The organism is uncultured Sunxiuqinia sp., assembly GCF_963974515.1.
Classification (GTDB): domain Bacteria; phylum Bacteroidota; class Bacteroidia; order Bacteroidales; family Prolixibacteraceae; genus Sunxiuqinia.
On the sequence record NZ_CAXBDD010000111.1, the window covers coordinates 1 to 12072 of the forward strand.

At 44.6% G+C, this 12072-nt stretch carries 13 protein-coding genes; 8 read left to right on the forward strand and 5 right to left on the reverse strand.

All coding sequences use genetic code 11. From position 1 onward, the window contains the following. On the forward strand, positions 1–297 hold a 297-nt coding region (locus tag AAC033_RS16405), incomplete at its 5' end, for a hypothetical protein (protein ID WP_339740095.1). Positions 298–381: 84 nt separating this feature from the next. Here the strand turns inward: AAC033_RS16405 and fabD are convergent. Both fabD and AAC033_RS16415 read right to left on the reverse strand, forming a co-directional pair. Further along, complete coding sequence (fabD, locus tag AAC033_RS16410; protein WP_339740097.1) at positions 382–1269, reverse strand: ACP S-malonyltransferase; 888 nt, start codon at positions 1267–1269, stop codon at positions 382–384. A 144-nt stretch (positions 1270–1413) separates the two neighbouring features. After that, positions 1414–3123, reverse strand: coding sequence for a M23 family metallopeptidase (locus tag AAC033_RS16415; RefSeq protein WP_339740099.1), 1710 nt, complete (start codon positions 3121–3123; stop codon positions 1414–1416). A gap of 141 nt (positions 3124–3264) precedes the next feature. On the opposite strand from AAC033_RS16415, the gene AAC033_RS16420 reads away from it, so the two are divergent. From AAC033_RS16420 to rny, 3 genes are all read left to right on the forward strand, one after another. After that, a complete protein-coding gene (locus tag AAC033_RS16420) occupies positions 3265–3558 on the forward strand; it encodes a hypothetical protein (RefSeq protein ID WP_339740101.1) in 294 nt (97 codons plus the stop codon). Between the two features lie 15 nt (positions 3559–3573). Further along, positions 3574–3867, forward strand: coding sequence for a cell division protein ZapA (locus AAC033_RS16425; RefSeq protein WP_339740103.1), 294 nt, complete (start codon positions 3574–3576; stop codon positions 3865–3867). Between the two features lie 118 nt (positions 3868–3985). Then, positions 3986–5536, forward strand: coding sequence for a ribonuclease Y (rny, locus tag AAC033_RS16430; RefSeq protein WP_339740105.1), 1551 nt, complete (start codon positions 3986–3988; stop codon positions 5534–5536). Between the two features lie 75 nt (positions 5537–5611). Here the strand turns inward: rny and AAC033_RS16435 are convergent, their stop codons facing one another. The 3 genes from AAC033_RS16435 to AAC033_RS16445 form a co-directional block, all read right to left on the reverse strand. Then, a complete protein-coding gene (locus tag AAC033_RS16435) occupies positions 5612–6703 on the reverse strand; it encodes a response regulator (protein WP_339740107.1) in 1092 nt (363 codons plus the stop codon). Next, entirely contained in the window at positions 6693–7385 is a 693-nt protein-coding gene (locus AAC033_RS16440; RefSeq protein WP_339740109.1) for a HAMP domain-containing sensor histidine kinase, read from the reverse strand. Before AAC033_RS16440 ends, AAC033_RS16435 begins: the two co-directional genes overlap by 11 nt. Positions 7386–7762: 377 nt before the next feature. After that, positions 7763–8806 (reverse strand): LacI family DNA-binding transcriptional regulator, encoded by a 1044-nt coding sequence (locus AAC033_RS16445; protein ID WP_339740111.1) that lies wholly within the window; start codon positions 8804–8806, stop codon positions 7763–7765. 176 nt (positions 8807–8982) lie between these two features. Here AAC033_RS16445 and AAC033_RS16450 point away from each other — a divergent pair, with 176 nt between their 5' ends. From AAC033_RS16450 to AAC033_RS16465, 4 genes are all read left to right on the forward strand, one after another. After that, positions 8983–10137: a glycoside hydrolase family 88 protein gene (locus AAC033_RS16450; protein ID WP_339740113.1), complete on the forward strand. Its 1155-nt coding sequence runs from the start codon at positions 8983–8985 to the stop codon at positions 10135–10137. Positions 10138–10144: 7 nt separating this feature from the next. Next, complete coding sequence (gene kduI / locus AAC033_RS16455; protein WP_339740115.1) at positions 10145–10987, forward strand: 5-dehydro-4-deoxy-D-glucuronate isomerase; 843 nt, start codon at positions 10145–10147, stop codon at positions 10985–10987. 50 nt (positions 10988–11037) lie between these two features. Beyond that, complete coding sequence (locus AAC033_RS16460; RefSeq protein ID WP_339740117.1) at positions 11038–11835, forward strand: gluconate 5-dehydrogenase; 798 nt, start codon at positions 11038–11040, stop codon at positions 11833–11835. 4 nt (positions 11836–11839) lie between these two features. Next, positions 11840–12072 (forward strand): DUF4861 family protein (locus AAC033_RS16465; RefSeq protein WP_339740119.1); only part of this gene is annotated, 233 nt, incomplete at its 3' end.

A 12072-nucleotide genomic window follows, 5' to 3' on the forward strand; every position in this document is an offset into this window, starting at 1 on the left:
ATTTGGTCACAAATTTCGCGTGCCCGCATTATCGTTGAAATGGGCTTGCCCGATTTTCCTTTGGATGGTTCGTTGGGCTCACACTTCTTTCACAACGTCACATCCATGAATGTGGGCTATTTCTCCGTTAAACATGGCTCGCAAGACGAGAAAATCAACATGGAGATCTTGAGTGAGCAACCGATCGTTGAGGAACTAAACTTTGTGAAACACGTTCGTTTCGAACACGATCTAAGCATCCTGATGGACGGACGAAACCGTCAGGCGCTCATTAGCATCGGTGAGCCATCCGATTGACCAGCTTTTTTGCGGAAGAAGAAGAAAATAAAAAAGGGTGTCGGTTAAAACCAACACCCTCAGAATATGGTGGTACCCTTGGAATTAGGCTTCGTAGGTGCTTACGCCTGCCGTTTCAGCCGAGCGGTCAACCTTTTTAATCAAGCCTTGGAGTACTTTTCCAGGGCCAATCTCCGTAAATAAAGTGGCGCCGTCGGCCAGCATATTTTGGGCCGTTTGAGTCCATTTTACCGGTGCTGTTAATTGAGCAATCAGGTTTTCCTTGATGGTTTCAGCGTCGCTTACCGGTTTCGCGTTCACGTTTTGGTAAACCGGGCAAAGCGGCGTGCTGAATGTGGTCGCCTGAATCGCCGCAGCCAATTCTTCGCGGGCGGGCTCCATCAGCGGAGAGTGGAATGCACCTCCAACAGGAAGCTTCAATGCACGTTTCGCTCCTTTTTCGGTCAGAATTTCGCAGGCTTTGTCGATCCCTGCAATCGAGCCGGAAATAACCAGCTGTCCGGGACAATTGTAGTTGGCCGGAACAACGACTTCATCAATTGATGCGCAAACTTCTTCAACCACTTCATCTTCCAGTCCAACAATGGCAGCCATGGTAGAAGGTTCCAGTTCGCAGGCTTTCTGCATGGCCAGTGCCCGTTGCGACACCAGGCGGAGGCCATCTTCAAAGTTCAATGTGCCGTTGGCCACCAAAGCTGAAAATTCGCCCAACGAGTGTCCGGCAACCATTTCCGGTTTAAAGTCGGTCAGCGTTTTGGCTAAAATTACGGAATGCAGGAAAATGGCTGGTTGCGTTACTTTGGTTTGCTTGAGGTCGTCGGCAGTACCTTCAAACATGATATCGGTGATGTTGAACCCAAGTATTTCATTGGCTTTGTCAAACAATTCTTTGGCGAGCGGCGAGTTTTCGTACAGGTCTTTTCCCATTCCGGGAAACTGGGCGCCTTGCCCTGGAAATACATATGCTTTCATAATAAACACATTTAAGTTAAAATCGCGGCAAAGTTAAAATGATTTTCGTGGTGTGAAAAGCATTTGAAATGATTGAACTGAAATCGCTTGACTTTTTAACACTTGCCATCGACTATTGAAATTGAATGTTCAATAGTTTGTCCATCAGCGATAAAACGAGGCCTGGTAGTTTGTTTCATTGCCTTTGTTGTCCGTGACGATCAGCTTCAGGCTGTGATTTTTTCCGAATTGAAAACGCTCCTGATCAAAATGGTAGGCAATCAACTTGCTTTTCGCGTCGTATTCAAACAAAACCCATTGCCCGTCAATTTCTCCCCGGAAGGTATCGATCCCCGAGAAGTCATCATCAATCTTGAAGCGGATCCTGTTTTGTTCGGTCAGCTGGTTCTTATTCGCGATGCTCAGTGGCTGAACGGTCGGCGGGATGGTATCGACACTAATGGCAAAGGTTCCCAGTTGTCGTACCCGTGCCATGACCCAGCCATTTTCATAATCTCCACCCATCGACCATTTCTTTCCACTTTTATCATCAATTACGGCAATGAGCGATTTGCTCTTTAACCCTTCGGGCACGCCATCGGCCTTTAACTTCAGCAGATAGGCGTTGTGGACCGGCGTGCGATCGTTGTGCAGCTGGTAAAGCGGAGAATAATACAGATTGTTCGCTGGTTTGGTGTCGTAGTCCAGCTTGAAATCAGCGTAGAAGGTGCCGGGCATAAAGGAAGCTTGAAGATTGGCTGTTTCAAACGCTTCTTTCTGATCATGGCGGATCAATCGGCCTGGTTTTTCCTTCGGGCTAAGGGCCATCTTTTTTGATTGCACACGAAATGACAGGGTGCTGGTGTTGCCATAAACATCGTTGATTTCGTAGCTGATTTGGTGCATTTGTCCGTCGGACAGGCTCACAACGCCGCGGTTCACCAACAAGGGATAGTTATTTAGCCGGTTTCCCGGATCAACCCAGCTTTTTTGCAGGCGGCGGTGGTGTTGCCGGTAATGGTTGTAGTCGATGTGACTGTTTAGAAAACGGGTTTCAGCAAAACTCAGTTCATTCATCAAGAAGGTGTAAACCGGCTCTCCGTCAACAGCCAGTTTAATTTCATAAATGCCGCATTTGCTCCAGCTTCCGTCCAGGTAATCCAGCGCCTGCAGGCCAAATCCAATGTCGCCATAAACCGAAAGGGTTGGATTTCCTTTCAAATGATAGGCGCCGTCGTAATAGACCGTCTCCAGGAGCCGCTCGCTGGTCGCTCCGGCTACGTGGGCATCATCAGACAGGGGATAAATGGCCGCAGACAAAATTTTGGGACTCATCTTGTCGATGACCGGAAATTGGAATCGTAATGGATTGAGCGGATTCTGACTTTCGGTATTGCGAATCTCAAAGTGGAGGTGCGGACCGCCTGAGCTTCCGCTATTACCGCTGAGCCCGATTTGTTCGCCTTTTTCAAACCAAAACGTTCCTTTTGGAACCGGCAGGTCAACAGCGAATGATTCCTGCTCATATTGGATTTTGCGGGCATAGGCCTGAATATCTTCGCGGAAGCTTAACAGATGTCCGTAAACGGTTGTTTTCCCGTTCGGATGATCCAGGTACAGGGCCAATCCAAAGCCCGATGGAGAAATGTAGATGCGGGAGACTTCTCCGGCAGCGGCAGCATAAACCGGTAATCCGGTTTTCCCCTGCGTTTTAATATCAATCCCGGAATGAAAATGATTGGAGCGCAATTCGCCAAAACTACCTGATAGCAGGATCGGAATATCAACCGGCGAACGAAAGTATTCACGATCAGGAGCTTGACTGGAAGCTGCAAGAGAAATCAGAAGAAATGAAATCAGAAAACGAATACGCATAAAGAAATTAATTAGTGTTTTGAGTCTAAAACTGAGTAAGGGACGAATTGTTGTATGGCAGGTTGTAATCAGCAAAATAAAACTATCTTCGTATTAACTATCGGGCAAAAATATTAATTTTGTCGAAGAAAGCATGCAGAAATGACAGAGCAGGATCAATATTTAATTGATGAATTTAAGACAAGACTCAGGCTGCTAATTAGTAAGCAAAACAGCATAAAAAATGAAAACAAACACCTGCTTGATCAGGTAAGAAGCCTTCAGGAGGAATTGTCTAAAGTTCGAAAAGATCATGCGTTGCTGGTCGAAAAATACGAAAATCTAAAGGTAGCAAAAGTTTTTATTGCTTCGGAAGACGAAAAACAGAATGCGAAGCAAACGATAACAAAAATAGTGCGGGAAATTGATAAGTGTATTGCTCAACTGAATGTGTAGCAGATACAGAACGAGATGACGAATAAGCTTTCAATAAATATCAACATCGATGGTCGGATTTATCCGTTGACCATTGTAAGGGAAGACGAGGAGAAGTACAGGAAAGCTGCGAAAATACTCAATGAAATACTTCTTCAGTACAAAAAAAAATATGCTGACCACGATCAGAAGGATTTTCTTGCGATGGCTGCTTTTCAGTTTGTATTGAAGAATCTGGAGTTGGAGGAACGAGTGGATGAGTCTCCTTTTATTGAAGAAGTTAAAGAACTTAACGAAGTGTTAGGGGATTATTTGTCGATAAACGAATAAAACAGATCGAATCGTTGAAGCCCGCTTTTGATTCAGTCCCAAAAGAATTATATCTTGGGAGTGGATTTTCAGGCAGGCTTTTTTTGTTTAATTATATATAACGTAATACTTATTTGAAATGGAAATTATATACGCTATTTCTGGATTTCTGCTTGGAAGTGTGCTTTCCTATTTTCTATGGGATCGGGCACTGAAAAGCAAGAAGAGGAAAATTATAAAGGAGGCCGAAGCTGAAGGCGAAGTCATTAAGAAGGATAAAATCCTACAGGCAAAGGAAAAGTTCTTGCAGTTGAAAACGGAGCACGAAATGTTCATCAACGAGAAGAATAATAAAGTGGGATTGCTGGAGAGTAAACTGAAGCAAAAGGAAGGTGCCTTTTTACAACGGCGCGATGAGCTGCAGCGGAAGGTGAAGGAATTTGAGCAGACGAAGAAAGAAACGGACACCATTCGGGAAAACCTGACCAACCAGTTGAACATGGTTCAGCAAAAAGAAGAGGAGTTGGGAAAAATGCACCGCCAGCAGGTGGAGCAGTTGGAGGCTATTTCAGGTTTGTCTGCCGAAGAGGCCAAGAACCAATTGGTCGAATCATTGAAAGGGGAGGCCCAGACGGAAGCCATGTCTTTTATCAATGAGATCATGGAAGAAGCGAAGCTTACAGCCAACAAAGAAGCTAAAAAGGTGGTTGTAAAAACCATTCAGCGCGTAGCTACCGAAACGGCGATCGAAAATTCAGTGACGATTTTCCACATCGAAAGCGATGAAATTAAAGGACGGATTATTGGTCGTGAAGGACGTAACATCCGGGCATTGGAGGCAGCAACCGGCGTTGAGATTATTGTAGACGACACACCGGAAGCCATTGTTCTTTCGGGTTTTGACCCGGTACGCCGCGAAATTGCCCGATTGGCCTTGCATCAATTGGTCACGGATGGTCGCATTCATCCGGCACGGATCGAAGAAGTGGTTTCGAAGGTGAAAAAGCAGGTGGAAGAAGAAATCATAGAAACGGGTAAGCGAACTGCCATTGATTTGGGCGTTCATGGCTTGCATCCGGAATTGGTTCGTATGATTGGTAAAATGAAGTACCGTTCCTCGTACGGTCAAAACCTGTTGCAACACTCGCGTGAGGTGGCCAACCTTTGTGCCATCATGGCTTCGGAGTTGGGCTTGAACACCAAATGGGCCAAGCGGGCAGGCTTGTTGCATGATATTGGTAAGGTGCCCGACGATGAGCCGGAATTGCCACACGCCGTGTTGGGGATGAAACTGGCTGAAAAGTTTAAGGAAAAGCCGGAGATTTGCAATGCCATTGGAGCTCACCACGATGAGGTGGAGATGCAATCGTTGCTGGCCCCGATCGTTCAGGTTTGCGATGCGATTTCCGGGGCTCGTCCTGGTGCGCGCCGCGAGGTTGTGGAGTCGTACATTAAGCGATTGAAGGCACTCGAAGATTTAGCCCTTTCGTATCCGGGAGTTCTGAAAACCTATGCCATCCAGGCCGGACGTGAGCTCCGGGTCATTGTGGGCAGTGATAAAATTTCCGATAAAGAATCAGAGCAGTTGTCCTACGATATTGCCAAGCATATCCAGGATGAGATGACCTACCCGGGACAGATCAAAATTACGGTTATTCGCGAGTTGCGGGCCGTTAATTACGCGAAATAAATCGAAGGCAATCATAATGATCACAATAAAAAAAGGAAGTGAAAATCACTTCCTTTTTTTATTGTCTATTGTTGTTTAGATCTCTACCAAGTCATTTTTCAGGGCATAAATAATGACTTCGACAATGTTTTTGGCATTGGTCTTCTCCATGAGACTGGCACGGTGTTTTTCCACCGTCCGGTCTGAAATTGAAAGCTGGTCAGCGATGATTTTAATCGGCAGTCCTTTGCAGGATAAATTAAGCACTTCCTGCTCTCTTTTGGAAAAGACCGACTTGGCCACCAGGGTTGACGTTCCGTATTGTTGGCTGCCTCCGTTTGCACTGTCAAAGGCTTTGTGGAGTTTGTGGGCCAAATTCCCTGAAATATAAACTTTTTCTTCTTCGAGTATGTCTACAAGCTTTTGGTATTCAAGCTGTGCCGAGTCACTTGGCTGCTCGATGTGAGCCAGCAAGCCGATCAGCAGGGTGAATCCGCTGTACTTTTGACTTGGCGAAACATGCAGAATAAATGTCTCTTTGGAGCCTGACGCCGTTTTGATTTCAATTTCCTGCTGAAAGTTGCCACTCAATCCGTTGGCACATTTCATGATCTTACTCTCAATTTTTTTGTATTGCTTTGGGGTGACTAATTGGTCGAAGGTAATTTTTTTGATCTCCGATTCAGTCAAGCCGGTAATCTCCATAAAGGCCTGGTTGGTTTCATAAATGGTCTCTCCATCAAACACAAAAACCCCGTTGGGCGATAGATTCAACAGCGTTTTATAATCATTCTTACCAATATTGACCAATTTCTCATATTTGTCAAGTCTGACTTTGATTGATTTCAGCAGGTCTGCATTTTCAAATGGTTTCACAATGTAGTCATCAACGCCAAGTTCCAGGCCAAAACGAATGTCGTTCAGTTGTGATCTTCCGGTAATGAAAATAAAGGGAATCCGACTGGTCAGTGAACTGTCCTTAAGGATATTATAAACCTGGTAGCCGTCAATTGGCTTCATGTTGATGTCGCACAAAATTAAATCGGGGCAATATTCATAAGCTTTCTGGATGCCTTCGGCACCCGTACTGGCAATATCAGCTTCGTAGTTGTTTATGGATAAAACGTTCTTTAAAGTCTTACTCAAAGCTAAATCATCTTCTATAATCAATATTTTCTTAGCACTCATCCAAAAGAATTTTTAGTTTGACTTTAGTACCTTTTTTTATTTCACTGGTGATTTCAATTTCGCCATCCAGGCACTTGATTGCCTTTTGGGCGATCGAAAGGCCCAGTCCCGTGCCACTTAGCATTTTTACATTGTTGCATCGGTAAAAGGGCATGAAAATTAGTGATGTTTCTTCAGGGGGAATCCCAACGCCTTGATCTTCAATCTCAATCGTCAGGTGTCGATTCTCGACAGTCATTTTTACAAGAACCTCTTTGGCTGAAAATTTGTAAGCATTGTCCAAAAGGTGTATTAAAACCTTGGTTAACAAGTCCCGGTCTGTACAAACTTGCTTTTGTTTGAATCCGGGGTCGATTTTAATCCGGTCCGATTGATAGAACGAGGTGTTACGTTTGTTCAAAACGTTTTCAACCAGTTCATCCAACTGGAAGACCGTCGCATTTTTTCGAAGTTCTTGCTTGTTGGCCAGATTTAAAAAGTGGATTCCATCCAAAAATTTCGTAACTGAGTGTAGGGCTTCCTCGCATAGCTGAAAGGTTTCGGCGCGAATTGTGGCCTCCAGATCTAGGTTATTGCTCTTCAGCAATTGTAAATTCGAGCTTAGAATGGTCAGAGGAGTCCTTAACTCATGCGATAAGGAGCTGATAATTTGACTTATATTTTGATCTGAGGAATAGTCCATTTTAATCGTTTCTAATCGTTTTTATTGATTATTAGTTTTTGTTGGTTTTTACCTGACCATAGTTTGCAATGCAAATCGGTTATACAAGTTAAAACATATTATTTTATAAACATCAATCTTTTTGATTTATTTCATGAACTGCCCCTTTCAAGCGCTTTTTGCCGCTATCTCTCATACGAGCTGCAAATTGACAAGGCAATTCAGCTGAAGGTTTGAACGATTAAAATGGGTTTAGAAATTATTCAAATAAACGCAAAATAGATGAATATGTTTTGCAGGGGATAAAAAAAATGGATTATTGAATCGTTACCAAATCGTTAGCTGAACGCTGCGGTTTGTGAATTGCTGTTGCTTTTATGCGGATCCGGGCCTGGCTGCTACAGGGGCATTTCAGTTGGTTTTCGCGATGATGAGGCTCTAATAATCAGTTCGGTGGGCATTGTGATGGTTTGGTAGGTTCGCGGAAGTGCCTTGTTCTCAATTTCGTTTATGATGAGCTCAGCGGCTTTTTGTCCCATTTCCTGAGCGGGTTGTTTAAGGGTCGAAATGGAGGGGGTGACAACTTCAGAGAAAGGCTCGTTGCTAAAGCCGACAATGCCAAAGTCTTCGGGAATTCGTATTCCCTGCGATTTGAGATAAACAATCATACTTAGAGCTGAGGTGTCGTTTCCGCAAAAAACAGCATCGGGCGGGTTTTTCAGGTCCAGCAATTGTTTAATCGCTTGTTGGCCGTCCATTCGGGTCAGCCGGTTACAAATGATCAGCTCGTTTTCGATCGGCATCTGATTCTTTTTCAAAGCCGATTTGTATCCTTCCATGCGGTCGTGATAGGTGTTCAGAACGGTTGGCCCTGCCAAATGAGCAATGCGCTGGTAGCCTTGATCGATCAGATGTTGGGTGGCTTTATAACCGCAGGCAAAGTCGTCAACAATGATTTTGTTGGCATTTAGCTGGGGGGCAATCCGGTCGAAAAATATCAAGGGAATATTTTTGTCAGCAAACATCTGGAAATGTCCAAAATCACTGGTTTGCATACTGAGCGATGTAATTAGCCCGTCTACCCGGTTCGAAAACATGGAATGCACAATTTGTTTTTCCTTTTGCAGTAAATCTTTCGATTGTGAGATAATGACGTTGTAGCCGGCTTCAAAAGCAACATCTTCCACACCACTAATAAAGGTGGAGAAGAAATGACGATTGATCAGGGGAACGACAATTCCGATCGTGTGGGTTTTTTGCGTCCGCAGGTTCGATGCAATGGTGTTCGGCTGATAGCCTAACTTTAGCGCCAGGGATTTAATTTTATCTTTGGTTGACTTGCTAATCCGCGGGTTGTCATTTAAAGCCCGCGATACGGTTGAAGCAGAAATCTTCAATTCGCGTGCAATATCGTGAATGGTGACTGATGTTTTTCGATCCATTTTTTTTGTTCAAATCGGATGATGACCGGCGCCGCAATCGAAGGTGCCCGGTTACTAATCTACAAAGATGACAATTATTTTTCAATTCAAGTGAAAATATCGTGCAATCGATTGCATTTTTGTTTTGTTTGTCATAGATTTGTAGATCTAAACCGACTAAAAATAGAACAATGAAAATGAAGCAACTCCTTTTTACCGTATTTGTGATGTCAATGCTTGCCGCTTGTACGCAGCAGGAAGCCAACGAAATTAGTTTAGTAGATAGACTTTCAAACCAGTTGAAAGTTCTGGTGGAAGCTACCAACCAGTCAGAAAAGGTTCCCAGATCATGGAACGCAGAAGATGGCTACAAGATGATTGGCGAGCGCGATTGGTGTAGTGGTTTTCCGGCGGGATCGTATTGGTACATGTATGAGTTGACCAATGATGAACAATGGAAAAATTGGGCTGTTGAAAATACTGAGAAGTTGGACGGCGTTCAGTATTACACAGGCACGCACGATCTTGGCTTTATGGTGTTTTGCAGTTACGGGAATGCATACCGATTAACCGGTGATGAAAAATACAAAGCGGTGATTATTGAAGCCTCGGAGAGTTTGATTACCCGCTTTGATTCGGTGACCGGTTGTATCAAATCATGGGATCATGGTTCCTGGGAATTTCCTGTGATCATTGACAACATGATGAATTTGGAGATGTTGTTCTGGGCATCCGAACAAACCGGTGATCCAAAATATCGCGACATCGCCATTACGCATGCCAACACGACCTTGGAGCATCACTTTCGCCAGGACATGAGTTCCTACCATGTCGTGGATTACGACACCATTACCGGCGAAGTGAAAGGCAAGCAAACGCACCAGGGACTTGGTGATGAAACGGCCTGGGCACGTGGTCAGTCGTGGGGATTGTACGGGTATGTTCTTTGCTACCGCGCGACCAAAGACCCGGTTTACCTTGAAACGGCAGTAAAAATTGCCGATTTCATTGTTCCGAGATTACCGGAAGATGGGATTCCTTTTTGGGATTATGATGATCCGAAAATTCCGGAGACTAAAAAAGATGCGTCAGCCGGTGCCTTGATTGCTTCTGCTTTTTACGAACTGGGAGGCTATGTTGAAGACGGGCAAGCATACTTCGATCTGGCTGATAAAATTGTAGCAAGCTTGTCATCCGATGACTATTTAGCCGAAGTTGGCACCAATGGCGGATTTCTGCTAAAACACAGCGTAGGGCACATGCCGAAAAATTCGGAAGTGGATGTGCCGCTGAATTATGCTGACTATTATTATTTGGAAGCCATTAAAAGACAAAAAGAACTTAAAAATTAAATGAATTATGACGATAAATTTTGAAGAAAGGTATTCGTATCATCCGGAAGATTTTAAAAAGTATGATACCGAAAAAATCAGAAAAGAGTTTCTGGTTGAAAAAGTGATGGAAAACGATGCCATCAACCTGGTGTATTCGCATATTGAGCGCTACATTGTTGGTGGAGCGGTTCCCGCTACCAAATCATTGACGCTCGGAACGGTCGAGGCCCTGAAAGCCAACTATTTTTGCGAACGTCGCGAAGTTGGAATTATCAACGTCGGCGGAAAAGGCAGCGTTGTGGTTGATGGAACGGAGTATGTGCTTGATTTTAAGGATGCCTTGTATGTAGGAAAAGGAAATAAGGAAGTGGTCTTTCAATCGGCTGATTCGGCAAAACCGGCCCGCTTTTATTTCAACTCAGCTCCGGCGCACAAGGAGTTTCCAACTAAACATGTGACCTTGAAAGATGCCAACGTTTTGCATATGGGATCCCTGGAGTCATCTAATGAACGCGACATCAACCAGCTGCTCATCAATAAGGTTGTGGACACCTGCCAGTTGCAAATGGGAATGACAGAATTGAAACCCGGAAGTGTTTGGAATACCATGCCGGCGCATACCCATAGTCGCAGGAACGAAGTTTATTTCTACTTCAATGTTCCCGAAGGGCAGGCCGTGTGTCACTTTATGGGGCAGCCACACGAAACCCGCCATTTGTGGATGCACAATGAGCAAGCGGTGATTTCGCCGAGTTGGTCCATTCATTCCGCTGCCGGAACCAGCAACTACATTTTCATTTGGGGTATGGCAGGCGAAAACCTGGATTATACCGACATGGACATTGTTCAACCAAATCAATTGAAATAAGCATTCCGCAGGATCCCTTACAAAACGAACAATTACATTAAAAAAATACCATGAACGAATTATTTGATTTAACAGGAAAAGTTGCCCTGATTACCGGTGGAACACACGGAATTGGAATGGCAATTGGTAAAGTGTTGGGAAAAGCCGGAGCGAAAATTTGCGTGAACGATTTGTCGGGCGATAAGCTGGATGCCTGTCGTGAAGAATATAAAAAAGAAGGCATCGATGTGTTTGCCCTGAAATTTGACGTGACCGATGAAGCCGACGTTGATCGCGGCATTTCAGAAATTGAAAAAGAAGTGGGGGAGGTTGATATCCTGGTGAACAATGCCGGGATCATTAAGCGAATCCCGATTTTGGATATGCCCATTGCAGATTATAAACAGGTGATCGATGTGGATTTGGTTGCTCCGCTGATTGTTTCCAAGCGTGTGGCTCCGAAAATGATTGCCAAACGTAGCGGAAAAATCATCAACATGTGCTCGATGATGAGCGTTTATGGGCGCAACTCGGTTTCGGCCTATGCCTCGGCAAAAGGTGGTCTGAAATTATTGACAGCGAATATGACATGTGAATGGGCCAAATACAACCTGCAAATTAATGGTATTGGCCCCGGCTATATTGCCACTGCGCAAACAGCCCCAATCCGTGAAGGAGGTCATCCTTTCAACGATTTGGTGATGACCCGTACGCCAGCCGGCCGCTGGGGCGAACCCGAAGATGTTGGTAATGCAGCCTTGTTCCTGGCTTCGAAAGCCAGTGATTTTGTGAATGGCCACGTGTTGTATGTTGATGGGGGCATTTTGGCCAACTTTGGGTATGTGAAAGGTGAAAACGATATCGACTAGCCTTATGAGAAAGCTAATCTACCCGTTATTTTTTGTGGCTGCCGGATTGTTTTCGTGTTCGGAATCAAAGCAAATTACCTTTGAAAATACCCTGGATATTGAACGTCGGGATGAAACAATCATCTTGCAGCGGACGGACTTGGAAAGCAAGTTGGGTGACATTGAGTCCGGAATGGCGCCTGTGCTAAAAAAAGCAGGCGAGCTTATTCCTTCGCAGGCCGATGATTTGGATGGCGA